17 protein-coding genes are annotated in these 24575 nt (G+C 67.5%); 9 read left to right on the plus strand and 8 right to left on the minus strand.

The features are described 5' to 3' along the window. Positions 1-19: 19 nt before the first annotated feature. The 3 genes from folK (at position 20) to panB (ending at position 2174) form a co-directional block, all read left to right on the plus strand. On the plus strand, positions 20-595 hold the full coding sequence (folK, locus tag WJ542_RS00675; protein WP_411190438.1) for a 2-amino-4-hydroxy-6-hydroxymethyldihydropteridine diphosphokinase: 576 nt from the start codon (positions 20-22) through the stop codon (positions 593-595). Then, entirely contained in the window at positions 595-1275 is a 681-nt protein-coding gene (locus WJ542_RS00680; RefSeq protein WP_411190439.1) for a deoxynucleoside kinase, read from the plus strand. The genes folK and WJ542_RS00680 overlap by 1 nt, the downstream gene beginning before the upstream one ends. Positions 1276-1355: 80 nt before the next feature. Then, a complete protein-coding gene (gene panB, locus WJ542_RS00685) occupies positions 1356-2174 on the plus strand; it encodes a 3-methyl-2-oxobutanoate hydroxymethyltransferase (RefSeq protein ID WP_411186948.1) in 819 nt (272 codons plus the stop codon). A 78-nt stretch (positions 2175-2252) separates the two neighbouring features. On the opposite strand, the gene pabB is transcribed toward panB, so the two are convergent. From pabB to grpE, 4 genes are all read right to left on the minus strand, one after another. After that, positions 2253-4136, minus strand: a complete 1884-nt coding sequence (pabB, locus tag WJ542_RS00690; RefSeq protein WP_411186950.1) for an aminodeoxychorismate synthase component I — start codon at positions 4134-4136, stop codon at positions 2253-2255. A gap of 65 nt (positions 4137-4201) precedes the next feature. Next, positions 4202-5335: a molecular chaperone DnaJ gene (dnaJ, locus tag WJ542_RS00695; protein ID WP_411186952.1), complete on the minus strand. Its 1134-nt coding sequence runs from the start codon at positions 5333-5335 to the stop codon at positions 4202-4204. Positions 5336-5658: 323 nt separating this feature from the next. Next, positions 5659-7605, minus strand: a complete 1947-nt coding sequence (dnaK, locus tag WJ542_RS00700) for a molecular chaperone DnaK (RefSeq protein WP_411186954.1) — start codon at positions 7603-7605, stop codon at positions 5659-5661. Between the two features lie 196 nt (positions 7606-7801). Beyond that, complete coding sequence (gene grpE, locus WJ542_RS00705) at positions 7802-8368, minus strand: nucleotide exchange factor GrpE (protein WP_411186956.1); 567 nt, start codon at positions 8366-8368, stop codon at positions 7802-7804. A 363-nt stretch (positions 8369-8731) separates the two neighbouring features. Here grpE and WJ542_RS00710 point away from each other — a divergent pair, with 363 nt between their 5' ends. Beyond that, positions 8732-8893 (plus strand): hypothetical protein, encoded by a 162-nt coding sequence (locus tag WJ542_RS00710; protein WP_169740126.1) that lies wholly within the window; start codon positions 8732-8734, stop codon positions 8891-8893. Here WJ542_RS00710 and WJ542_RS00715 read toward each other — a convergent pair. From WJ542_RS00715 to hrcA, 3 genes are all read right to left on the minus strand, one after another. After that, positions 8865-9272, minus strand: coding sequence for an RNA-binding S4 domain-containing protein (locus WJ542_RS00715; protein ID WP_411186958.1), 408 nt, complete (start codon positions 9270-9272; stop codon positions 8865-8867). The two genes, WJ542_RS00710 and WJ542_RS00715, sit on opposite strands and share 29 nt — an antisense overlap. A gap of 31 nt (positions 9273-9303) precedes the next feature. After that, positions 9304-10371 carry a ferrochelatase gene (hemH, locus tag WJ542_RS00720; RefSeq protein WP_411186960.1) on the minus strand — a complete coding sequence of 356 codons (1068 nt, stop codon included), beginning with the start codon at positions 10369-10371 and terminating at the stop codon, positions 9304-9306. A 151-nt stretch (positions 10372-10522) separates the two neighbouring features. Beyond that, entirely contained in the window at positions 10523-11542 is a 1020-nt protein-coding gene (gene hrcA, locus WJ542_RS00725) for a heat-inducible transcriptional repressor HrcA (protein WP_411186962.1), read from the minus strand. 213 nt (positions 11543-11755) lie between these two features. Between hrcA and WJ542_RS00730 the strand changes: the two genes are divergently transcribed. Continuing rightward, positions 11756-12670: an NAD kinase gene (locus WJ542_RS00730; protein ID WP_411186964.1), complete on the plus strand. Its 915-nt coding sequence runs from the start codon at positions 11756-11758 to the stop codon at positions 12668-12670. A gap of 59 nt (positions 12671-12729) precedes the next feature. Next, complete coding sequence (gene recN, locus WJ542_RS00735) at positions 12730-14388, plus strand: DNA repair protein RecN (RefSeq protein WP_411186966.1); 1659 nt, start codon at positions 12730-12732, stop codon at positions 14386-14388. A 48-nt stretch (positions 14389-14436) separates the two neighbouring features. On the opposite strand, the gene glnE is transcribed toward recN, so the two are convergent. Next, positions 14437-17229, minus strand: a complete 2793-nt coding sequence (glnE, locus tag WJ542_RS00740; RefSeq protein WP_411186968.1) for a bifunctional [glutamate--ammonia ligase]-adenylyl-L-tyrosine phosphorylase/[glutamate--ammonia-ligase] adenylyltransferase — start codon at positions 17227-17229, stop codon at positions 14437-14439. Between the two features lie 142 nt (positions 17230-17371). Here glnE and WJ542_RS00745 point away from each other — a divergent pair, with 142 nt between their 5' ends. From WJ542_RS00745 to tldD, 3 genes are all read left to right on the plus strand, one after another. Continuing rightward, positions 17372-21775 carry a YhdP family phospholipid transporter gene (locus WJ542_RS00745; RefSeq protein ID WP_411186970.1) on the plus strand — a complete coding sequence of 1468 codons (4404 nt, stop codon included), beginning with the start codon at positions 17372-17374 and terminating at the stop codon, positions 21773-21775. 127 nt (positions 21776-21902) lie between these two features. Beyond that, complete coding sequence (locus tag WJ542_RS00750; protein WP_411186972.1) at positions 21903-22742, plus strand: carbon-nitrogen hydrolase family protein; 840 nt, start codon at positions 21903-21905, stop codon at positions 22740-22742. 79 nt (positions 22743-22821) lie between these two features. Then, positions 22822-24288, plus strand: coding sequence for a metalloprotease TldD (gene tldD, locus WJ542_RS00755; protein WP_411186974.1), 1467 nt, complete (start codon positions 22822-22824; stop codon positions 24286-24288). Positions 24289-24575 lie beyond the last annotated feature (287 nt).

The following is a 24575-nucleotide window of genomic DNA, read 5'->3' on the forward strand; positions in this document are numbered from 1 at the left end:
AGTCGCAGGAAGTGAAGCCATGACGGTTGCCTGGCTGGGAATTGGCGCGAATCTGGGGGATGCGCGCCAGACCCTCAAAGACGCGGTGGTGTGTCTTGCACAGCAGCACACCCTCGCCGTGCTCGCGAAGTCGAATCTTTACCGCACCGCGCCCGTCGACGCGGGCGGCGACGACTATTTCAACTGCGTCGTGAAGCTCGAAACGCGCCTTGGCGTGCGCGAACTGCTGGCCCTGTGCCAGCGCATCGAACACCACTTCGGCCGCGAGCGCCCGTTTCGCAACGCGCCGCGCACGCTCGACATCGACATCCTGCTTTACGGCGACGCCGTAATCGACGAACCCGACCTGACCGTGCCGCACCCGCGCATGACGGGCCGTGCGTTCGTGCTCGTGCCGGCCGTCGAGATCGACCCGAACCTCGCGATTCCCGGCCACGGCCCCGCGAGCGCATGGCTCCCGGCCGTCGCCGACCAGCGCATCGAGAAAGTCAAACCACCGTGCCAGTGCATGGGCGCCGCACCGGCCGCCGCCCCCGCCGACATCGTGGCGGATACGTCGCCGAACGCCCCCGCGCCGGGCCGCACCTGCCCATGATGAACACGCCGCCACTCGCCCCGGTCACACGCGCGGCCCGCCCAGCGCTCGCGCACATCGCCATCGAAGGACCGATCGGCGCGGGCAAGACGGCGCTGGCCACGCGCCTCGCCGACCGCTGGTCGATGCAGACGCTCTTCGAATCGAACGCGAGCAACCCGTTTCTCGAGCGCTTCTACCGCGACCCGTCGCGGCACGGACTCGCCGCGCAACTGCATTTCGCGCTGCAGCGCGAGCGGCTCGCGCGCGACGTCGCAGCCCTGCGCGCCGCGGGCAAACCCTTCGTGACGAACTTCGTCGCGGGGCGCGACGACCTGTTCGCACGCCTCACGCTCGCCGAAGACGAGTTGCCGCTCTACCGCGCGCTCGCCGCGCGGCTCGTCGCGAACGCGCCGCCGCCGGACCTCGTGGTCTATCTGCAGGCGAGCCCCGAAGTGCTCTACGCGCGCATCCAGAAGCGAGCGAACCCCGCCGAGCTGCCGATCTCGGACGCCTTCCTGCGGGCCCTCTGCGACAGCTACAACGAATTTTTCTATCATTACGACCATGCGCCGGTGCTGACCGTCGGCGCCGAACACCTGAACCCGCTCGACTCCGATGCGGACCTTGCGCTTGTCGCCGAGAGGATCGAGACGATGCGCGGGCGCAAGGAGTCCTTCGTCAAGGGCATGCCGCGCTGACGTCGACGCAAGGTCGACTCTGCCAGGTCGACGCCAAAGCAGCGGCCCCTTCCCGTTTTCCTTTCCAGACGGATTCCCTCATGACTTACCTGCAGGAAACGAGCCGCAGCGCCGTGACCGTGCCCAAACTCCAGGCCATGCGCGACGCCGGCGAAAAGATCGCCATGCTCACGTGCTACGACGCGAGCTTCTCGTCGCTATGCGACCGCGCGGGCGTCGACGTGCTGCTGATCGGCGACTCGCTCGGCAACGTGCTGCAAGGCCAGACGACGACGCTGCCCGTCTCGCTGGACGAAATCGCCTATCACACGGCTTGCGTCGCGCGCGCGCAGCCGTCCGCGCTGATCGTCGCCGACCTGCCGTTCGGCACCTTCGGCACGCCCGAAGACGCGTTCGCCAGCTCGGTCAAGCTGATGCGCGCAGGCGCGCAGATGGTGAAGATCGAAGGCGGCGAATGGCTTGCACCCACGGTGAAGATGCTGGTCGAACGCGCCGTGCCCGTGTGCGCCCATATCGGCCTCACGCCGCAGTCGGTGCATGCCTTTGGCGGTTTCAAGGTGCAGGGCAAGACCGAGAGCGGCGCGGCGCAGATGGTGCGCGACGCGCAGGCGCTGGAGGCGGCGGGCGCGCAGCTCGTGGTGATCGAGGCCGTGCCTTCGGCGCTCGGCGCGACGGTCACGAAGCAGTTGCGCATTCCGACGATCGGCATCGGCGCCGGCGTGGACTGCTCGGGCCAGGTGCTCGTGCTGCACGACATGCTCGGCATCTTCCCCGGCAAGCGGCCGAAATTCGTGAAAGATTTCATGCAGGGCCAGCCGAGCATCGAAGCCGCCGTTGGCGCGTATGTGAAAGCGGTGAAAGACGGCTCGTTCCCGGGGCCCGAGCACGCGTTTCAGTAACAGCAGGCGACCCTGAAGACGAAGGGCGCGGGCCATGCGGCGCCGCGCCCTTCTTTCATGGTGACGCCTGCATCGGCGTCAGATCAGCCGCGCGGGAAGCGCGCCACGCAGCGCGTTCGTCAGCAGCAGCGCTTCGGCCCGCAGCACGTCTTCGCGGATCAATACGCGCTCTTTCGCACCGAACGTTTCGTCGTCGAGCAAAACGCCGCGCATCACGCCCGGCAATACGCCCGCGGAAAGCGGCGGCGTCCACCACGTTCCGTCCCGCTTCACGAACACGTTCGAGCGCCCGCCTTCGGTCAGCTCGCCACGCTCGTTGAAGAACAGCATGTCGAAGCCTCCCTGCGCCTCGGCCTCGCGCCACGCACGGTCGAACCCGGCGCGGCGCGTGGTCTTGCGCAGCAGAAACGCATCGGCGGAAGCCACCGGCGCGAAGCCGCGGTCGGGCGCGAGCATCACGCCCACGGGCCCTTCCGGCAGCGGCGCAAGCGGCGCGCCGGTCAGCTGCACCGCGCCGTCCTTGCCAAGGGCGGCGCGCAGGCGGTGCGCGACGCCATCGGGGAACGCGGCGCAGGTCTCGGCCAAGCGCGCGCGCAAGTCGTCGGTATCGCACGCGAAGCCTAGCCACGCAGCGCCCGCCGCCAGCCGGGCGAGATGACGCTCCAGATGGCGCACGCCCTCCGCACGCGTCGCGTACATCGTTTCGAACAGTTCGAGGCCGGGGTCGGCGCCGGTCAGGAAGCGGGCTTTCAAACGTGTCTCCTCGTATTCGTCGGCGGCGACGCTGTCGAGCACGATGCCCGCGCCCACGCCCATCTCGCCGCGCCGCAGCCCGGCCGGCACCGCGGGCGCATCGAGCGTCAAGGTGCGGATCACGACCGAAAGGCAGAAGTCGCCGCAGGCGTCGTCGCCCTTCGCTGCGTCAAGCCAGCCGATCGTCCCGGTATAGAGGCCGCGTGGACCATGCTCGATCGCGTCGATCAGCTCCATCGTACGGTGCTTGGGCGCGCCCGTGATCGAGCCGCAGGGAAAGAGCGCGCGCATGATCCCAGCAAACGACGTGCGCTCGCGCACCTTCGCCTCGACCGTCGAAGTCATCTGCCAGACCGACGCGTAAGACTCCACGCTGAAGAGCGCGGGCACGCGCACCGAACCGGTCTGCGCGACACGCGAGAGATCGTTGCGCAGCAGATCGACGATCATCACGTTTTCGGCGCGATTCTTGGGGTCGTTGGCGAGAAACTGCGCAGCGGCCAGGTCATCGACCGGATCCGGCGAGCGCGCCGCCGTGCCCTTCATGGGGCGCGCGCGCAGCGTATCGCCCCGTTTCTCGACGAACAATTCGGGCGAGCAGGACAACACCCAGCGGTCGCCCGGCAACGCGATCAATGCGCCGAACGGAACGCGCTGCCGCTCGCGCAGGCGCCGATAGAGCGCGACCGGCGGCCCGAATGCCTCGAATTGCAGCCGGTACGTGTAGTTGATCTGATAGGAATCGCCCGCACGCAGCGCCGCGTGCACGGCCTCGATGCCGCGTTCGAACTGGTCGCGGTCGACGCCGGGCACGACGCCCGCGATGCCGGCTGGCGCCGGGGTCTCGGCACCTTCGCGCGCCGCCAGCCAGGCACCGGCTTCGTCGCGCGAAAACCGCTCGCAACGCTCGAACAATAAAAAACGCAGCGCGGCCTGGCCGTGCTGCGTTCCCAAAGTATCGTCAGAGGCGCCGCTCGCCTGCTTCGCGAACTGCAGATCGCGCCCGAAATCGTAATCGCCGAGCACGACAGCATGCAGCCCCGCGCGCAGGTCGCCTTCCACCGTGCGGCATACCGCGTCGAGATCCTGCGCCCGGCTGCACACGCGCTCGCGCGCGAACCCCGTATAGAGGCGACTCGTGCGGCGCGCGGGCGTCGAATCGCCATCGTCGAGCAGCGCGAACACCGCGCCGCCGTCATTCACTGCCATAAACGCTACCTGCTGCAAGGCCGGCGGCGCGTACGTTACTTACCCGCCACCGGCGTATCACCCGCTCAGTCGAAGAAGCTCTTCACGCGGTCGAACCAGCTCTTGCTCTGCGGGCTGTGGCGCGAACCACCCTCCACGAGCGACTTCTCGAACTGCTGGAGCAGATCGCGCTGCTGGTCGGTGAGCTTGACCGGCGTTTCGACCTGCACGTGCACGTACAGATCGCCGGCGATGCTCGAACGCAGCCCCTTGATGCCCTTGCCGCGCAGGCGGAACGTCTTGCCCGACTGCGTGCCCTCGGGCACCGGGAAGGTCGCGCGGCCCGCGAGCGTCGGCACTTCGATCTCGCCGCCCAGCGCCGCCGTGGTGAACGGAATCGGCATCTGGCAGTGCAGGTCGTCGCCGTCGCGCTCGAACACCGGGTGCGACTTGATATGGATCTCGACGTAGAGATCGCCCGCCGGTCCGCCGTTGATACCCGGCTCGCCATTGCCGGCCGAGCGGATGCGCATGCCGTCGTCGATGCCCGCCGGGATCTTCACTTCGAGCGTCTTGGTTTCCTTCACCTTGCCCGCGCCGTGGCAGTTCGTGCAGGGCTCGGGAATGTACGACCCCGTGCCGTGGCACTTCGGGCAGGTCTGCTGAATGCTGAAGAAGCCCTGCGACATGCGCACCGAACCCGAGCCGTGGCAGGTCGGGCAGCTTTCCGCTTTGGTGCCGGGCTTCGCGCCCGAGCCGTGGCAGACCTCGCAACTGCTCCAGCCCGGCACGCGAATCTGCGTCTCGTAGCCGTGCGCGGCCTGCTCCAGCGTGATTTCCATGCTGTAGCGCAGATCCGCGCCGCGATACACCTGCGGGCCGCTGCGCGCGCCGCCGCGGGCGCCTGCCGTCTGGCCGAAGATGTCGCCGAAAATATCGCCGAATGCGTCCGCGAAACCGCCGAAGCCCTGCGCACCCGCGCCGCCCATGTTCGGATCGACGCCCGCGTGCCCGTACTGGTCGTAGGCCGCACGCTTTTGCGAGTCCGACAGCATTTCATAGGCTTCCTTCACCTCTTTGAAATGCTCTTCCGCATCCTTGTTGTCCGGATTGCGGTCGGGGTGGTACTTCATCGCCAGCTTGCGATACGCCTTCTTGATTTCGTCGTCGCTCGCGTTCTTCGCGACGCCCAGAACCTCGTAGTAATCCCGTTTCGCCATATCGGTTCAACGCCGGTCCCGCACGCGCTCGTGCGGCCGGCTCCTCATGAATGCTGGATCTCGTGACCCGTTTGCCGTCCCGTTCACCACCGGAAACGCCGTTGCACCCTGCTGCGACGCGTCCAGCGGCCCCTGTCGGGAACGGCCTCCATAAAACAAATGTGCCCGGAGAGCCAAAAAGGCTCGCCAGGCGTTAAGCAATGCTGCCCGCATCGTAACCGATGCGGCCATCCTGCGCCGAACATTCCCGCCGCGGCGCGGACCTCGTGCGAGGCCCCGGTTCGCCGCCGCGACCCGCCCGGCGCGGGTACGGACCGAACAACTTAGTCCTTCTTGACTTCCTTGAACTCGGCGTCGACCACGTCGTCGGCGCTGTTCTGCGCACTGGCCTGCTCCGCGCCTGCGCCCGCGGCGCCTGCTGCCGCGCCTGCCTGCTGCGCCTGCATGTCGGCGTACATCTTTTCGCCGAGTTTCTGCGAAGCGGTGGACAGCGCCTCGACCTTCGCCTCGATCGTCGCCTTGTCGGCCGACGAGCTCTTCAGCGTTTCTTCGAGGTCCTTCAGCGCGGCTTCGATCGCTTCCTTCTCGCTGGCTTCGATCTTGTCGCCGTATTCGGCCACGGCCTTCTTCGTGCTGTGAACGAGGGCATCGCCCTGGTTGCGCGCATCGGCCAGCTCACGCAGACGGTGATCTTCTTCCGCGTTCGCTTCGGCGTCCTTCACCATCTTCTCGATTTCGGCTTCCGAAAGACCCGAGTTCGCCTTGATGGTGATCTTGTTTTCCTTGCCGGTGGCCTTGTCCTTCGCGCCCACGTGCAGGATGCCGTTCGCGTCGATGTCGAAGGTCACTTCGATCTGCGGCACGCCGCGCGGTGCGGGCGGAATGCCTTCCAGGTTGAACTCGCCCAGCAGCTTGTTGCCCGCTGCCATTTCGCGCTCGCCCTGGAACACCTTGATCGTCACGGCCGACTGGCTGTCGTCCGCCGTCGAGTACACCTGAGCGTGCTTCGTCGGGATCGTGGTGTTCTTGTTGATCATCTTCGTCATCACGCCGCCGAGCGTCTCGATACCGAGCGAGAGCGGGGTGACGTCGAGCAGCAGCACGTCCTTGCGGTCGCCCGACAGAACCTGGCCTTGAATCGCGGCGCCAACGGCCACGGCTTCGTCCGGGTTCACGTCGCGGCGCGGGTCCTTGCCGAAGAACTCCTTCACCTTCTCCTGCACCTTCGGCATACGCGTCTGGCCGCCGACGAGAATCACGTCGTCGATGTCGCTGACCTTCACGCCCGCGTCCTTGATGGCCACGCGGCACGGCTCGATGGTGCGCTCGATCAGGTCTTCCACGAGCGCTTCCAGCTTGGCGCGCGTGATCTTCAGGTTCAAGTGCTTCGGACCCGAGGCGTCCGCCGTGATGTACGGCAGGTTGATTTCGGTCTGCTGGCCCGACGACAGTTCGATCTTGGCCTTTTCAGCGGCTTCCTTCAGGCGTTGCAGCGCGAGCACGTCCTTCGAAAGGTCGACGCCCTGCTCCTTCTTGAACTCGCCAATGATGTAGTCGATGATGCGTTGGTCGAAGTCTTCGCCGCCGAGGAACGTGTCGCCGTTCGTCGAGAGCACTTCGAACTGCATTTCGCCGTCAACGTCCGCGATTTCGATGATCGAGATGTCGAACGTGCCGCCGCCCAGGTCGAACACGGCGATCTTGCGGTCGCCCTTTTCGGCCTTGTCGAGGCCGAAAGCCAGTGCGGCTGCCGTCGGTTCGTTGATGATGCGCTTGACTTCCAGACCGGCGATGCGGCCGGCGTCCTTGGTGGCCTGACGCTGGCTGTCGTTGAAGTACGCGGGAACCGTGATCACGGCTTCGGTGACCGGCTCGCCGAGGTAGTCTTCAGCGGTCTTCTTCATCTTGCGCAGCACTTCGGCCGAAACCTGCGACGGCGCGAGCTTCGTGCCGTGGGCTTCGACCCACGCGTCGCCGTTGTCGTGCTTGACGATCTTGTAGGGCATCAGGCCGATGTCCTTCTGCACTTCCTTTTCTTCGAAGCGGCGGCCGATCAGGCGCTTGACGGCGTACAGCGTGTTCTTCGGGTTGGTGACCGACTGGCGCTTGGCCGGCGCGCCGACCAGCACTTCGTTGTCGTCCATGTAGGCGATGATCGACGGCGTCGTACGGGCGCCTTCCGAGTTTTCGATCACCTTGACCTGGTTGCCTTCCATCAGCGCCACGCACGAGTTCGTGGTGCCGAGGTCGATGCCGATGATTTTGCCCATTTAGCTAATCTCCAATAATTGGTCGCTGTGCGAACGGCGCCTGCGCTTTGCGCTGCCCGTTCGCTTTAATCCGGAACTGCTGCCCAAATAAGTGCCACTGAGGCGTTTTCAAGACCCTGGGCGCTATCCGGTTATTAATTTTTTTCAATCGCCACGCCGCAACCGGGACGGTTCGGCGTGAACACTTTCATCTCGCTTACTTCGGCTGGGAGACCGTGACGAGCGCCGGACGCAGCACGCGGTCGGCAATCACGTAGCCCTTCTGCAGCACGGCGACGACAGTGTTCGCCTCCTGCTCCGACGGCACCATCGAAATGGCCTGGTGGCGATGCGGGTCGAACTTCTCGCCCACCGGGTTGATAGCCAGCACCTTGCCTTTTTCGAGGGCGCCGGCGAGTTGCCGCAGCGTCAGTTCGACGCCCTCGCGCACCTTCGCGAGGTCGTCCGAGCTATGCGTGACGGCCGCTTCGAGGCTGTCCACGACCGGCAGCAGGTGCTCGGCGAAACTCTCGATGGCAAACTTGTGTGCCTTCTGGACATCTTCCTGGCCGCGACGGCGCACGTTCTCGGTTTCCGCCTTCGCGCGGACGAACGCATCCTGCAACTCGGCGATCTTCGCCTGCGCTTCGGCCAGCGCAGCGTCCACGCCGCCCTGCGCCGACTCTGCAGCAGCCGCTTCGGGCTGCGCCGGCGCGCCGGTTTGCGACGCCTCGTCCGCGGGCGTGGGATTCTGGCTCGTCGGGTTCTCTTGCGTGTTTTCCATGTCGCTGAACGTGGTTGGATAATCAAAAAAGGAGCAAAGCCCCGGGCACCCTGCCCGGTAGTTCGCACCATGTTGCTCCGGCACGACACCCGCTTTGCATGTTGCGACTGCACTTGGGTGCCGGATTGCCGATTTCAAGGGTTTTTTGCGGCTTTTTTACAATTTTTCAGACTTGGGAAACTGGCCGTTACAACCATTACTGCGGCGCCGCAAAAATGAAATTGAGTGCGCCGCTCGCCTGACCTACACTCAGGAACAGGTACTGCTCGGACCACGTTTACCCTGACCCTGCAAGTGCGTCTGAGACCCGTACCCAACACCGAGCTGGCCGTTTTCGCCGTGCATTTCTCCCGGGGGAGTACCGTGAAACTGACCTTTGCAATATCGGTGGTCGCGCTGGTACTCATTGCCGGAACCACCACCATCTGCATGTCGGGCGCCGTAACCGACAACACGACCGAATATGGCGGCGTTCATGCCGCCATGGAAGCGCTGTTCAACCCTCACGCCCAAGTTTGTCGATAGTGCGTCGGTCGCGCTTCGTCGGCCGTCCGTGCAGCACCGCCGCGGGCTCGCGAAAGAGCCGCCTGCGCTCCTGCTCCGCTGTGCGCCGCTCGCGCCCTGCCTGCGTTTCCGCGTAGAGGGTTTGCGCGACGCTAGCCGGGCCGCGCACGTCGCACAAACCCAGCACCTCGACCTCCCAGAGCACATGGTCGATCTCGATTTCGACGAGTTCGCCCACGCGCGCCTCTTTCGACGCCTTCACCACCGCGCCGCCGATGCGCACGTGCCCCTTGCCGACGGCGTCCGCCGCGAGCGAGCGGGTCTTGAAGAACCGGGCGGCCCATAGCCACTTGTCGATGCGCAGGCGCGCGGACGGGTCGGTCGAGATCTTGTAGTTCATACGATGAAGATGAAGAGCGTCCGAGCCGGATTCAGGCGAGCGCGCCGGCCGGGGACGCGGCCCGCACCGGCCAGCCCTGCAGGTTCTGGGCGACGATTTCGCCGAGAGCGGCGATCCACGCCGGCGACGAGTTCAGACAGGGAATGCGGTGAAACGCCTTGCCGCCCCCATGCAAAAATTCGTCGCGCACTTCCATGCCGATTTCCTCGATCGTTTCGAGGCAGTCTGCCGTAAAACCGGGACAGAACACGTCGGCGCGCCGCACGCCGCCCTGCCCGAGTTCGCGCAGCGTCGGCGCCGTGTAGGGCTGCAGCCACTGCGCCCGGCCAAAGCGCGACTGGAACGTGACGCGGCATTCCACCGGCGTCAGTTCGAGCGCGTGCATGAGGAGCGATGCCGTCTGCTGGCATTGGTCGTGATACGGATCGCCAAGGTCGAGCGTGCGGCTAGGCACACCGTGAAAGCTCAGCACGAGGCGGTCGCCCGCGGCGAAGTCGGGCCGGCCGTGCGCCTGCCAGTACTGCTGGACCTGCGCCGCGAGCGCCGCGATGTAGGCCGGATGGTCGTGATACGCGCGCACCGTGCGGATTTCCGGCTGGTTGCGCATGCGGCCGAGCGCGGCGAACGCGGCGTCGAATGCCGTAGCCGTGGTCGAGGCGGAGTACTGCGGATACATCGGCACGAGCAGAATGCGCTCTGCGCCCGACAGCTTGAGCTGCCGGAGCACCGAGAGCATGTCGGGCGTGCCGTAGCGCATGGCGTAATCGACGATGACCGCATAGTCGTTCGCATGCAGCAGGTGGCGCAGGCCGTCGGTCTGCTTTTGCGTGTGCACGCGCAGCGGCGAGCCTTCGGGCGTCCAGACCGCCGCATACTTCTTCGCCGACGAGCGTCCGCGCAGCGGCAGGATCAGCGTGCGCAGGATGACCTGCCAGACGGGCGCAGGAATCTCGACCACGCGCGGGTCGGAAAGAAACTGCGCCAGATAGCGACGCACCGCGCGCGGCGTGGGCGCGTCGGGCGTGCCCAGATTGATCAGCAGCACGGCGACGCGATGCGCGCCGGCGGACTGCAGCGGCCGCTCCAGATCGAAACGCATAGGCGAAGACTTGCGCCGCGCCTCAAGTCCATCGAGCGCAGCAACGGTTGCACAAGGGAACCATTATAGCGGCCGGGTCGTGCGCGCCCAGCCGGCCATTCGGCCAATGGCGCGCCGCGCGCGTTTGCTCCATGATGAAAACGTGAGCGGCTCAGTTCTGGCTGAGCGTGAGCGAAAGGAGGCGCGCGGTAATGTCGACGATGGGAATCACGCGGTTGTACGCCATGCGCGTCGGGCCGATCACGCCGAGCGTGCCCACGATCTTGCCGTTGACCTCGTACGGCGCGGTCACGACGCTCATTTCCTCGATCGGCACCAGATTCGACTCGCCGCCAATGAAGATCTGCACGCCCTGTGCGTGGCTCGATACGTCGAGCAGTTGCAGGAGGCTCGTCTTCTGGTCGAACACGTCGAAGAGCTTGCGCAGCCGCGCCATGTCCGACGAAAGGTCGGCCACTTCGAGCAAATTGCGCTCGCCCGAAATGAGCACGGTTTCACCGACGTCGGACTCGTCGGTGCTCGCCGTCACGGCGGCGTGCATCAGCGTGGTCATGTCGCCGCGCAGCGCGTCGATTTCGTCGCGCAGCCGCTGGCGCACCTCGTCGAACGAGAGGCCTGCGAAATGCGCGTTGATGTAATTGGAGGCTTCGATGAGCTCGGAGGGCGAGAAATCGCGCTGCGTCGCCATGATGCGATTCTGCACGTCGCCTTCGGGCGTCACGATGATGAGCAGGATTCGCCTGGCGGAAAGGCGCATGAACTCGATCTGCTTGAACACGTGGCTGCGGCGCGGCGTCAGCACCACCCCCGCGAACTGCGTGAGATTGGACAGCACGCTGGCGGCCGCGGCCACCACTTTCTGCGTCTCGCCGGGGCGCAGGGTGGTCTTGACCGCCTGCGTGACCGCTTCTTCGTCGGCGGCGGACTCGACGGTAAGCATCGTGTCCACGAAGAGGCGATAGCCGCGCGGGGTGGGCACGCGTCCCGCCGAGGTGTGCGGGCTGGATACGAGTCCCAGCTCCTCCAGATCCGACATGACGTTGCGGATCGTCGCCGGGCTCAGTTCCAGACCGGAATAGCGCGACAGCGTGCGCGAGCCGACCGGCTGGCCTTCGGCGATGTAGCGCTCGATCAGCGTCTTGAGGAGGGTTTGTGCGCGGGGATCTAGCATGACTGAAAATTCTAGCCTAATGGCCGCCGGGCCGCGAGTGCGCTCCGCTCGCGCGAAACGGAGCTCCGAGGCTTTTGCGGCATCCGCGCGCGGCGCGCGGCGTTGTCATCACCGCGTCACCGATTCTATCGGGAAATGCGCAAAGCACCGCCGTCCGGCCTTCCCGGGGACCGCCAGGTTCTTTTCACGATCTGACTATGGTGTAATGCCGGCATGCGAATCCAGAAGATCCAGAGCCAGTTCAAGACCGTCGCGCTAGTCGGCCGGAGCAACACGCAAGGTATCGGCGAGCCGCTGATGTCGCTCGCGCAGACCATCTCGAAGCTGGGCTTCGACGTGGTGTTCGAGGCTCAGACGGCCCACGAGATCGGCGCCGCCGGCTACCCCGCGCTCCAGGCCGCCGAGATCGGCGCGCGCGCGGACGTCGCGGTCGTGCTCGGCGGCGACGGCACGATGCTCGGCATCGGACGCCAGCTCGCACCCTACCGCACGCCGCTGATCGGCATCAACCACGGGCGGCTCGGGTTCATCACCGACATCCCGTTCTCGGACATGCAGGAGATCGTGCCGCAACTGCTCGCCGGCTCGTTCGAGCGCGAGGAGCGCACGCTGCTGGAATCGCGCATCACCCGCGACGGCGACCCGATCTATCACGCGCTCGCCTTCAACGACGTGGTCGTGAACCGCAGCGGCTTCTCCGGCATGGCCGAGCTGCGCGTGCACGTGGACGGCCGCTTCATGTACAACCAGCGCTCCGACGGGCTGATCGTCGCAACGCCCACGGGCTCGACCGCCTACGCGCTCTCCTCGCAGGGGCCGATCCTGCATCCGCAACTGCAGGGCCTCGTGCTCGTGCCGATCGCGCCGCACGCGCTCTCGAACCGCCCGATCGTGCTGCCCGACGATTGCAAGGTCAGCATTCAGATCGTGGCGGGCCGCGACGTCAACGTGAACTTCGACATGCAGTCGTTCACCTCGCTCGAACTCGGCGACGTGATCGAAGTGCGCCGCTCGCGCCATACCGTGCCCTTCCTGCATCCGGTCGGCTACAGCTATTACGCGACGCTGCGCAAGAAGCTGCACTGGAACGAGCATCCGTCGATCCCTCAGGACGATCCCGAAGGCTGACCGCGCCGCGCGCCCGCTCATCTTTCCGACCGCACGCCAACCGCAGGCAGCCAAACTCCATGCTCCGCCATCTCTCGATTCGCGACTTCGTGATCGTCGCGGCGCTCGACCTCGAATTCGACAACGGCTTTTCCGTTTTCTCCGGCGAGACCGGTGCGGGCAAGTCGATCCTGATCGACGCGCTCGCGCTGACGCTCGGCGCCCGCGCCGACGCAGGCGTCGTGCGCACCGGCGAGACCCGTGCCGACATCACCGCCGAATTCGATGTCCCGCCGCACGTCGCCTCATGGCTCGACGACCAGGCGCTCGCGAGCCCCGACGGCGAAAACACCGTGATGCTGCGCCGCGTGGTGGATGGCGGCGGCCGCTCGCGCGCGTTCATCAACGGCACGCCGGCCACGCTCACGCAGCTGCGCGAGGTTGGCGAGATGCTCGTGGACATCCACGGCCAGCACGCGCATCAGCTACTGATGCGTCCCGACGCCCAGCGCGAGCTCTTCGACACGCATGCGGGCCTGACCGAGCTCGCCGCCGCCGTCACCCGCGCGTGGCGCACGGTGCGCGACGCCCGCCAGGCCGTGGAAACCGCCCAGTCGCGCGACCGCGAACTGCAGCTCGAACGCGAGCGCCTCGCGTGGCAGCTCGCGGAGCTCGACAAGCTCGCGCCGCAGCCGGGCGAGTGGGAAGAGATCAACACGGAACACCGGCGCCTCACGCATTCGGCGAACCTGATCGACGGCGTGCAGGGCGCGCTTACCGCACTCTCCGAATCCGACGAGGCGATGCTTTCGCATCTGAACAGCATCGTCTCGAAGCTGCGCGACCTGGCGGAAATCGACCCGGCGCTAGGCGACGCGCTCGCCGCGCTCGAACCGGCGGCGATCCAGCTTCAGGAAGCGGCGTACTCGCTGTCGCACTACGCGCAGCGGCTCGAACTCGATCCCGACCGGCTCGCCCAGGTGGAAAAGCGTCTCGACGCGCTGCATTCGACGGCCCGCAAGTTCCGCCTGCAGCCCGGGACGATGCCCGAAGAACACGCGGCGCGGCGCGCGCAACTCGCCACGCTCGACGCCGCCGCGGACCTCGACAGCCTGCGCGCCGCCGCCGACCGCGCCTACGAGGCGTATCTCGCCGAAGCGAAGCAGCTTTCCAAGGCCCGCGCAAAAGCGGCGAAGGCGCTTGGGGTGGCGGTCACGCAGGGGATGCAGGAGCTTTCGATGGCGGGCGGCAGCTTCGAAGTCGCGCTCGTGCCGCTTGCGGAAGGTGGCGCGCACGGGCTGGAGCAGATCGAATTCCGCGTCGCGGGTCATGCGGGCGTGCCGTTGCGGCCGCTCGCGAAGATCGCTTCGGGCGGCGAGCTCGCGCGCATCAGCCTCGCGCTCGCCGTGATCGCGAGCGCCGCGAGCCCAACACCCACGCTGATCTTCGACGAAGTCGACACCGGCATAGGCGGCGGCGTGGCGGAAGTGGTGGGCCGGCTGCTGCATCAGCTCGGCGGCGAGCGCCAGGTGCTGTGCGTCACGCACCTGCCGCAGGTGGCGGCACGCGGCGATCATCACTTCCAGGTTTCGAAGGCGAGCGACGGCAACGGCGGCACGCTTTCGGCCGTCACCCCGCTGGACAAGCCCGGCCGCATCGAGGAAGTGGCCCGCATGCTGGGCGGGCTCGAAATCACGGCCACCACCCGCAGGCATGCGAAGGAGATGCTGGCGGCGTGAGCATGCCGCGACGCTAAACGGGTAGCCAGCACCACCTCGCCGCCAGCCTCACCCCCGCTCAAACACCCGCCGCCACAGCGCCAGCACCGCTTCGCGCTGCGCCGCCACCCGCTCGGGCGCCACGCGCGCCGTCTCCATCCCGTCCAGCCGCAACTGGTGCTGCAGCTTGCGATAGAGCCGGTACGCCGAGCCGATCGTATCGGCCTCCTCCTCGCTCATGAGGCCGAAGCGCGACACCTCGCGCAGGAGCGCGATGTTCCCTGTGTTGCGGATCAGTTCGGGGTCCTCGGCCGCATGCAGCAGCACCCAGTACTGCACGAGAAACTCGATATCGACCATGCCGCCGCGGTCGTGCTTGAGGTCGAAGAGTTCGGTCCGGTTGGGATGGCCGTCCTCCACGCGCTGGCGCATCTCGACGATCTCCTTCGCGAGCGGCGCAGCATCGCGCGGCGTAGTGAGCACCTGCACGCGGATCGCCTCGAAGGCGTTGCCGATCGCCGCATCGCCCGCCGAAAAGCGCGCGCGCGTGAGCGCCTGGTGCTCCCAGACCCACGCCGTGTTCGCCGCGTCGCCCTCGCGCAGCTGGTAGCGGCGGAACGAGTCGAGATCGGTGACTAGCAGCCCCGACTCGCCGTTCGGCCGCAGGCGCAGATCGACGTCGAACAGCGTGCCCGCGCCCGTGGCCGTCGTGAGCCACGTGATGAGGCGCCGCGCGAACGTCGCGTAGATCTCGGCGGCGCTTTCGTCCTCGTCGTCGTACAGAAAGATCAGGTCCAGGTCCGAGGCGTAGCCGAGTTCCTTGCCGCCCAGCTTGCCGTAGGCAATCGCCGCGAAGCGCGGCACCTCGCGGTGGCGCTTCGCGAATTGCTTCCAGACCGTTTCGATGGTCACGTCGAGCACGGCGTCCGCGAGCTCGGAGAGCCGGTCGCTCACATGTTCGACCGAGAGGCGGCCCGCCAGGTCGTTGAGCAGAATGCGGAACACTTCGGCCTGATGCGCGTGGCGCAGCAGGTCCATCTGCTGCTCCATATCGGCCGCGGCCGCCAGGCGCGCGCGCAACAGGCGCGAGAACTCGGGCCAGTCGAACGGCGTGGCGATGGCCTCGTCGTCGAGCAGTTCGTCGAGCAGTTGCGGATGGCGGATCAAATAGCCCGCCGCCCAGCGCGACGTGCCCAGCACCTTCAGCACGCGATCGAGCGCGTCCGGATACTCGCAGAGCAGCGCGAGATAGGCGCCGCGCCGGATCACCGCTTCGAGCAGGTCGAACATGCGCGCGAGCGTGTCGCCGCGGTGCGCGCGCGTCTCCAGCGTGCGCGCGGCCTCCAGCGCGCGCTGCGCCACGCTGTCGAAGCGCTGGCGGCTCTTTTCGGGCAACCCCGTATAGCGCGAGGACTGCCACAGCCCGCGCAGGCGCGCGAGCAGCGGCCCCGGGTCGTCGATGCCCAGGTCGTGCAGGCGCGCGAGCAGTTCGTCGTCGGCGCCCTCCTCCGCCAGCGCGGTGCTCCACACCCACGCAGCCGCGCCGTCTTCGCGCGCCGCACAACCGCCGTCGCCGTTGACCTTGTCGGCGAAGATCTGGTCGAACTGGCGCTCCACCTTGTCGCGGTGCGCGTCGAGCGTCTTCATCAGCGCGGCATAGTCGGCGAAACCCATCGCGCCCGCCAGCGCCACGCGCTCGGCCGGATCGACCGGCATCGCGTGGGTCTGCGCGTCGTCGCGATACTGCAGGCAATGCTCGAGTTCGCGCAGGAATTGATAGGCGCGCGTCAGGTCCGTGCAGACCTCCGGCGCGATCAGCCCGCGCGCCGCCGCATAGCCGAGCACCGAGAGCGTCGGCCGCACGCGAAAGCCCGCGTCCTGGCCGCCGCGAATCAACTGGAACACCTGCGCGCTGAATTCGATCTCGCGGATGCCGCCGCGCCCGAGCTTGATGTCGTCGGCCTTGTCGGGGCGCATGTGGGCGCGGCGCTGCGCTTCCTGGCGGATCTGCACGTGCAGCGAGCGGATCGCGGCGATCACGCCGAAGTCGAGATAGCGCCGGTAGACGAACGGCTTCACGAGCGCGTCGAGCTGCGAGGCAAGCCGCCGCGCGCTCTCGCTATCGGACTCCGAAACGAGCCGCCCCTTGATCCACGCATAGCGCTCCCATTCGCGGCCCTGCACGTAGAAATATTCTTCGAGCATGCCGAGGCTGCCCACGAGCGGCCCCGAGTCGCCGTTCGGGCGCAGCCGCATGTCCACGCGGAAGACGAAACCGTCGGCGGTCACGTCGCTCAAGGCGCCGATCAGCCGCTTGCCCACGCGCGTGAAGAAGTCCTGCGTCGCGATGGGCGAGCGCTGGCCGCCCGCGGTCTCGCCGTCGTCCTCGTAGACGAAGATCAGATCGATGTCCGATGAAACGTTGAGCTCGCGCCCCCCGAGCTTGCCCATGCCCACCACGCCGAGCGTGAGGCGTTCGCCGCTCGGGCCGCGCGGCTCGCCGAAGAGTGCTTCGAGGTCGGCCGTGACCACCGCCAGCGCGCGCTGGATCGCGACTTCGGCGAGATCGGTCATCGTGCCGGTGACTTCGGCCACGTCGGCCACGCGCGCAAGATCGCGCTCCATGACCGCGCAGATCACCTCCACGCGCAGCTGGCGCAACGCCTTCTTCAACTGATCGTCGGTAAGCGCCGCACCGCCCGCCTGGGCACAGAGCGCCTCCAGCCGGGCGGCGATACGCTCGCGCGTGACCGGTCCGGCGGCGAGCGCCTCGACCTGCGCCGGGAGGTCCGGGCGGGCCGCGTAAGCGCGCGCGGCATAACGAGAGTAGCGGGAACTGAGGAGGGGAATGTCGTCGATCATGAAGGCCTGGCTCGCTGGGGTGCAGCACCGGCGGCATGCATTTTGCGGGCCATCGAGGCTTCTCCGGATGGCCGATGCCGCGCCCCCATGTGATACATTTCGTGGTCAGAACGCAACGCTACCATACCCCACCCGCAGCAGCATGTCCGAGCGAAACGATCCCGCCGGCCCGCATCAAACCGGACATGCCAGCCGGGCGACCCCGGATGCGCCCGAGCACCACCACCCGGTGCTGCGCCACACGTTGCGCGTGCTCGCGGCCTTCGCGCTCGTCCTCTACTTCATCGTCGCCGCGCTCACCTTCGGGCTGCGCTACATCGTGCTGCCCTATGTCAACGACGTCCGGCCGCGCATCGAAGCCCTCGTCTCCAGCAAGATCCACGCGGAATTCCGCATCGGCAAGCTCACGCCGCACTGGCTAGGCTTCCAGCCCGGCATCGACGTCACCGATCTCACGATCCGCGACCGCCACGGCGCGATCGCGCTGAACGTGCCGCGTGCCACGGTGACCGTCTCCTGGCGCTCGCTCGTTTCCTTCGAGCTGCTGCTTTCGAGCGTCGAGGTCGAGCGCCCCGACGTCTCGATCGCCCGCGAAGACGACGGCACGCTCACCGTGGCCGGCGTGCCGGTGCCCACAGCCCATACGGGCAACGCCACGTTCACGACCTGGCTCATGCGCCAAGAGGCCATCGTGCTGCGCGGCGGCACGCTGCGCTGGCACGACGCCACGCGCAACGTGCCCGATCTCGCGCTGCACGATATCCGCCTTGCGATCCTCAACGACGGCTACGACCATCGCGTCGCGCTGCAGGCGCCAAGCGAGGGCACCGTATTGGACGGCCCGCTCGACTTCCGCGCGCACTTCCGCCACTCGCGCTTCTCCCAAGGGGGCAAACCCGTCGACTGGACCGGCAACGCCTATCTCTCCACCGGCCCCGTCGATCTGCCCACGCTCGCCCGCTACGTCAAGATCCCGATCGCCACTTATGCAGGCCGCATCGACAACACCATCTGGGCGCACTTCGCCGCGGGCCACCTGCTCTCGGCGAACGGTGTGGTCGACGGCACCGCCGTTTCGCTGCAGGTACGTCCCACCCAGCCGCGCCTCGACCTGCCCGTCGCGCACTTCCAGTGGCGCGTGGGCGTGCAGCCCGGCGACTACACGGTGCAGTTGCGCGACTTTCGCGCCGAGCTCGGCCAGCCGCCGCTCGACGACGGCACGCCGCTCGTGCGCACGCTCGATCTCACGATGCTCGACGCGCGCCTGAGACAGCAGTCGCTGCAGCACGGCCAGCTCTTCAGCGTGGCGGGCGACCGCATCGACCTCGGCATCCTCGGCGAGTTCATGCGCGCGCTGCCGCTGCCGGGCCGCGTGGAAAACGCCCTGATCCGTTTCAATCCGCAGGGGCTCGTCGCGAACTACGACCTCGCACTGGAGCGCGCCGCGCCGGAGTCGGGCGAGGCCGCCACCGAGCAACGCGGGACGAGCGCCGAGCCGATCATCCACTACCGGCTCAAGGCCGACCTGCAGGGCATCAGCGTGGACGCGCAGGAGCCGGGGCCGGGTCTCACGCCGCGCGGCCACCCGCGCGCGGGCCTGCCCGGCTTCGAGAACCTCTGGGGCCGCATCGACTCCGACGAGACGCACGGCACCATCCGCTTCGACACCACCAAGGCCGCCGTCACGCTGCCGGGCGTGTTCGACAACCCGCGCCTCACGTTCGACCGGCTTTACGGCGCGGGCAAGTGGACCGTGGCGCCGAAGCGCGAACCGGGCGACACGCACAAGGCCTTCGAGGTGGACGTCTCGGAACTGGGTGTCGCGAACGAGGATGCGCGCGCGAAGATGACCGCGCACTACACGAACCCCGGCCACGGACGCGGCGCGCTCGACCTGAAAGCGGACTTCGAGACGGCCCAGGTCAAGGCCATCCCGCGCTACCTGCCGACGAGCCTCTCCGAAAAGGTGCGCACCTACCTCGGCCACGGCCTGCAGGCCGGCGTCTCGAAGGGCGCCACGCTGGAGATCCACGGCGACCTCACGCTGTTCCCCTACTCGCGCGCGCCCGATGCCGGCCAGTTCCGCATCGTCGCGCCGTTCGCGGGCGGCCGCTTCGACCCGTCGCCGTTCCCGCCGAAGAAGCTCAGGAACGGCGCGCCCAACGTGTGGCCCGCGTTCGACGGCATCGACGGCGTGTTCACGCTTGCCGAGAACAAGCTGCGCTTCGACGTGGCGCGCGGCCACTATCGCGGCTTCGTCCTGCACGACGTGAGCGGCCGCATCGACGACCTCGGCACGAAGGGATCCGATCTTTTCATCAGCGGCGCCGGTCGCGGCCCGCTTGCCGATCTGCTCGACTACGCGGACAACAGCTCGATCGGCTACGTGTCGAAACACGCCACCGCGAAGGTGCGCGCGCAAGGACCGGCAACGCTTGCGCTCAAGCTCACGATCCCGCGCGTGCCCAAGCCCAAGGTCAAGCTGGCGGGCACGATAGGCTTTGAAAACGACCAGCTCACGGCCGACAACGTGCCGCCGGTTTCGAATCTCACGGGCAAGGTCCGCTTCAGCAACCACAGCGCGCAGGTCGAAGCGCTGAACGCGCGTTTCCTCGGCGGCGCCCTGCATGCCAACGGCGGGCTGAGCGAAGACGGCCGCTATGCGCTCGACGTATCGGGCAACGTCGCCGTCGATGCGGCGCGCGGCCTGAACCTGCGCGGCACGGCGGCCGCCGTGCTGGGCCGCCTGAGCGGGCAGGCGCCGTATGCGCTCAGCGTGAGCGGCACGAAGGGCCATCTGCCCGACGTGAAGGCCTCGTCGGACCTGACCGATCTTGCGCTCGATCTGCCCGCGCCATTCGGCAAGACCGCCGGAACGCCGATGCCGCTGCGCTTCGAACTGCAGCCGGGCGCGGGCGACGGCAGCGACGCCGGCAATCCCGCCGCGTTCCAGCATGCGGATGTGACGCTCGGGCCGTTCGCCGCGAAGTATGTGCTGCGGCGCGTGCCTGGCCACGTGCCCGACGTGGTGCGCGGCGCGATCTCGATGAACCGGCCCGTCGATCTGCCGACGGACGGCGTGACCGCCAACGTCGACATGCCCGCCTTCGATGCCGACGCGTGGCGCGGCGTCGTGCAGCAGATTCGCGGCACGGCGGCCGCGAGTGCGGCTGCCGCGACTCCGGCGAGCAGCACGCAGACGGTTGCGGCGAATGCCCCCGGTAGCGCGGCCAGTGGCGCTTCGGCCGCCGCCAGCGGCGCCAGCCCGGCGCAGGTCGCCTCTCCGCCAGCCACCGCCCCAGCGCAGACCGCCGCCTCTCCGGCCGCCCCCCCCCCGGCACAAGCCGCCTCGTCGCCGGCCGCCGCCCCGCCCATGCCCGGCGGCGCCTTCGCCCAGTTCCTGCCGTCGCGCTTCGCGGTACACGTCGGCACGCTCACGCTGCTCAAGCGCCACTGGGAGAACGTCGTGGTCGGCGCGACGCGCACCGGCCGTGACTGGCAGGCCAACCTCGCCTCGAACCAGGTTTCCGGGCATCTCTCCTGGAAGCCCGGCGCCGTCCCTGGCTCGCCGGGCACGCTCGAGGCGCGTCTCGCGCGCCTCGTCGTGCCCGCCGCGACCGAAAACGACCTGCTCGGCCAGGCCATTTCGCAGCCCGCCCAGAACATGCCCTCCATCGACCTGGTCGTGAACCAGTTGATCGTGCGAGGCCGCGATTTCGGCCGGCTGCAGGTCAACGCGCGCAATATCGACGAGAACGGCGTGCCGGTCTGGCAGCTCGACACGCTCGATCTCAACAACCCCGACGCGCATCTCGCCGCGACGGGCAACTGGCGCTCGATCGGCGACGTCGGCCCCGACCTCGAATCGGCGACGCCGCGCCGCACCGCGCTCGAATTCCGCCTCGACATCAAGGATGCCGGCGCCCTGCTCGCACGCGCGGGCAAGCCGCGCACGCTCAAGGCCGGCGAAGGCACGTTGTCCGGCAAGCTGGACTGGCGCGGCGGCCCGACGAAGATCGATTACCCGTCGCTCGAAGGCAGTGTTGCCGTCGATCTGCGCCACGGCCAGATCCTCAAGGTCGATCCGGGCGTGGCCAGACTGCTCGGCGTGCTGAGCCTGCAAAGCCTCGCGCGCTACGCGAGCACGGACTTCCGCGACGTGATCGGCGAGGGCCTGCCCTTCACGAGCGTCACGGGCACGGGCGTGATCGAAAACGGCGTCGGCCGCACGAACGATTTCAAGCTCATCACCGCACCGGCCCGCGCCCAGATGAGCGGCAGCGTCGACCTCGCCCACGAGACCCAGGACCTGCGCGTACACGTGGAGCCGACCGTCAGCCTGGGCGCCGGCGTGATCGCCGCGGCGGTCATCAATCCGCTCATCGGCCTTGGCGCGCTCGTCGCCGACTTCGCGCTCTCGCACACCGTCGAGTCGGCGTTCGCGATCGACTACGCAATCACGGGCTCCTGGGCCAAACCGCACGTCGAGCGGCTGCACGGCGATCAGGGTAAGATGAACGCGCAGTCGCCGGCCACGGCGCATTGAACATGCGCTCCTGCGCCGTGCGCGCCGTACCGGCCAGCCGCCCTGTTTGTCGCACCAGGTCACGCCGGGCGCCGCACCGGGCGGCGACCTTCATGAGCCACTTCGCGAGCCAATTCACACGCCGCCGATGAGCGATTCCCCCCCTACCCCGTTCCGCGTCGCCGCGCTGCAGATGATCAGCACGCCCGAGCGCGAACGCAATCTGGCCGACGCCGGGCGCCTGATCGCCGAAGCGGCCGCGGCCGGCGCGCGCCTCGTGTTACTGCCCGAATATTTCTGCTTCATGGGCCACAAGGACAGCGACAAGCTCGCGGTCCGCGAGCCCTACGGCGATGGGCCAATCCAGCGGTTTCTCGCCGAGGCCGCGCTGAAAAACAAGGTGTGGATCATCGGCGGCACGCTGCCCTTGCTCGTGCCCGACCCGGCGCCGGAGGAAAACCGCGTGCTGAACACGACGCTCGTGTTCGACACGCGCGGCGAGGAAGTCGCGCGCTACGACAAGATTCACCTGTTCAACTTCGAGAAAGACGCGGAGTCGTTCGACGAGGCCCGCACGATCCGGCCCGGCGCCGAGGTGCGCACCTTCGAGGCCCCGTTTGGCCGCGTCGGCCTGTCGGTCTGCTACGATCTGCGCTTTCCCGAGCTGTACCGCCGCATGGGCGACTGCGCGCTGATGGTCGTGCCGTCCGCCTTCACGTACACCACGGGACGCGCGCACTGGCAAACGCTGCTGCGCGCCCGCGCCATCGAAAACCAGTGCTACGTGCTGGCCGCCGCGCAAGGCGGGCAGCACGAGAACGGCCGCCGCACCTGGGGCCACAGCATGCTGATCGACCCATGGGGCGAAGTGCTGGACGTGCTCGACGAGGGTCCCGGCATCGTGGCCGGCGACATCGACCTCGAGCGCATCGCCGCCGTGCGTGCGAGTTTGCCCGCATGGCGGCATCGCGTCCTCGACTGCAACTGAGCGCAACCGGGCAGCGCAACGGCTTGATAAAACCGCTCGCCGCCCGAATTTACCGAAACAGATCCTCCCTATTGCACGCATGAACATCATCGAACCCGGCATCCGCAATCTGGCGACCGCGAAGGACGTGCTCCTCACGCCCTACGGCCTCGACGAGGCAGTGCTCACGCGCACGCTCGGCGAGATCTTCACCCACCGCGTCGATTACGCCGACCTCTACTTCCAGGCCACGCGCAGCGAAGCCTGGAGCCTCGAAGAAGGCATCGTCAAATCGGGCAGCTTCAGCATCGACCAGGGTGTCGGCGTGCGCGCCGTCTCCGGCGAGCGCACGGCGTTCGCGTACTCGGACGATCTCTCGCCCGAAGCGATCCGCCAGGCGGCCCTCGCCACGCGCTCGATCGCGAAGGCAGGCGGCGGCAAGCAGAAGATCAAGGTGGCCGGCGCTTTCAAGGGCATCGCAGGCCGCGACCTGTACCTGCCGTCCGATCCGCTGGGCTCGCTCGACGCCACCGAAAAGGTCAAGCTGCTCGAGCGCATCGAGCAGATGGCCAAGGGCCGCGACCCGCGCATTACCCAGGTGATGGCGGCGCTCGCCGGTGAATACGACGTCGTGCTCGTGGCGCGCAGCGACGGCGCCCTCGCGGCGGATATCCGCCCGCTCGTGCGCGTTTCCGTCACGGTGATCGCCGAGCAGAACGGCCGCCGCGAAATCGGCAACGGCGGCGGCGGCGGACGCTACGACTACGGCTACTTCACCGACGACATCCTCTCCAAGTACGTCGACGACGCCGTGCATAGCGCGCTCGTCAATCTGGAGGCGCGCCCGGCTCCGGCCGGCGCGATGACCGTGGTGCTCGGGCCGGGCTGGCCCGGCGTGCTGCTGCACGAAGCGATCGGCCATGGGCTGGAAGGCGACTTCAACCGCAAGGGTTCGTCGGCGTTCGCGGGGCGCATTGGCGAGCAGGTGGCCGCGAAGGGTGTCACGGTCGTGGACGACGGTACGCTGCCCAATCGCCGCGGGTCGCTCAACATCGACGACGAAGGCAACGCCACGCAGTGCACGACGCTGATCGAGGACGGCATTCTCAAGGGCTACATTCAGGACTCGCTCAACGCGCGCCTCATGAAGATGCCGGTAACCGGCAATGCGCGCCGCGAGTCCTATGCCGCCCTGCCGATGCCGCGCATGACCAACACCTACATGCTGAACGGCGACAAGGATCCGCGGGAGATCATCGCTTCGGTGAAGAACGGTCTCTACGCCGTCAACTTCGGCGGCGGCCAGGTCGACATCACGAACGGCAAGTTCGTGTTCTCGGCCTCCGAGGCCTACATGATCGAGAACGGCAAGATCACGTATCCGGTCAAGGGCGCCACGCTGATCGGCAGCGGCCCAGAGTCGCTCAAGTACGTGAACATGATCGGCAACGACATGAGGCTCGACTCCGGAGTGGGCGTATGCGGGAAAGAGGGGCAGAGCGTGCCGGTGGGCGTCGGCCAGCCTACGCTGCGCATCGACCGGATGACGGTGGGCGGCACGGTCTGATTTCACGCGCGCCGATGCGGAAATCCCGCACCGGCGCGCAGGATTTCTGCGCTTGATCGAGATATTGCGCGGATGTTGCGCATTTTTGCAGCGCAGCGCTTGCCAGCGCGAGCTTGCCCGGGTTATAAAGGCAATCACCCTTTTCGACGAACTTCACGTTCCAGAACGCATTTCACTGTCGCTTTCGCCATGACCGCCACGAAGTTTTACTTTTACTTCTTTTGGTATCTCAGACCGCTGGCGGATCGAGAGGGTTGACAGTACGCGCAGAACCCCGAATACACGAG

The sequence above is a fragment of the Paraburkholderia yinzeri genome, assembly GCF_046581065.1.
GTDB lineage: Bacteria > Pseudomonadota > Gammaproteobacteria > Burkholderiales > Burkholderiaceae > Paraburkholderia.

Bases quoted from the DNA above. Each gene is read 5' to 3' on its own strand.
- folK (WP_411190438.1), top strand. From the start codon at position 20: ATGACGGTTGCCTGGCTGGGAATTGGCGCGAATCTGGGGGATGCGCGC.
- WJ542_RS00680 (WP_411190439.1), top strand. From the start codon at position 595: ATGAACACGCCGCCACTCGCCCCGGTCACACGCGCGGCCCGCCCAGCG.
- panB (WP_411186948.1), top strand. From the start codon at position 1,356: ATGACTTACCTGCAGGAAACGAGCCGCAGCGCCGTGACCGTGCCCAAA.
- pabB (WP_411186950.1), bottom strand. From the start codon at position 4,136: ATGGCAGTGAATGACGGCGGCGCGGTGTTCGCGCTGCTCGACGATGGC.
- dnaJ (WP_411186952.1), bottom strand. From the start codon at position 5,335: ATGGCGAAACGGGATTACTACGAGGTTCTGGGCGTCGCGAAGAACGCG.
- dnaK (WP_411186954.1), bottom strand. From the start codon at position 7,605: ATGGGCAAAATCATCGGCATCGACCTCGGCACCACGAACTCGTGCGTG.
- grpE (WP_411186956.1), bottom strand. From the start codon at position 8,368: ATGGAAAACACGCAAGAGAACCCGACGAGCCAGAATCCCACGCCCGCG.
- WJ542_RS00715 (WP_411186958.1), bottom strand. From the start codon at position 9,272: ATGAACTACAAGATCTCGACCGACCCGTCCGCGCGCCTGCGCATCGAC.
- hemH (WP_411186960.1), bottom strand. From the start codon at position 10,371: ATGCGTTTCGATCTGGAGCGGCCGCTGCAGTCCGCCGGCGCGCATCGC.
- hrcA (WP_411186962.1), bottom strand. From the start codon at position 11,542: ATGCTAGATCCCCGCGCACAAACCCTCCTCAAGACGCTGATCGAGCGC.
- WJ542_RS00730 (WP_411186964.1), top strand. From the start codon at position 11,756: ATGCGAATCCAGAAGATCCAGAGCCAGTTCAAGACCGTCGCGCTAGTC.
- recN (WP_411186966.1), top strand. From the start codon at position 12,730: ATGCTCCGCCATCTCTCGATTCGCGACTTCGTGATCGTCGCGGCGCTC.
- glnE (WP_411186968.1), bottom strand. From the start codon at position 17,229: ATGATCGACGACATTCCCCTCCTCAGTTCCCGCTACTCTCGTTATGCC.
- WJ542_RS00745 (WP_411186970.1), top strand. From the start codon at position 17,372: ATGTCCGAGCGAAACGATCCCGCCGGCCCGCATCAAACCGGACATGCC.
- WJ542_RS00750 (WP_411186972.1), top strand. From the start codon at position 21,903: ATGAGCGATTCCCCCCCTACCCCGTTCCGCGTCGCCGCGCTGCAGATG.
- tldD (WP_411186974.1), top strand. From the start codon at position 22,822: ATGAACATCATCGAACCCGGCATCCGCAATCTGGCGACCGCGAAGGAC.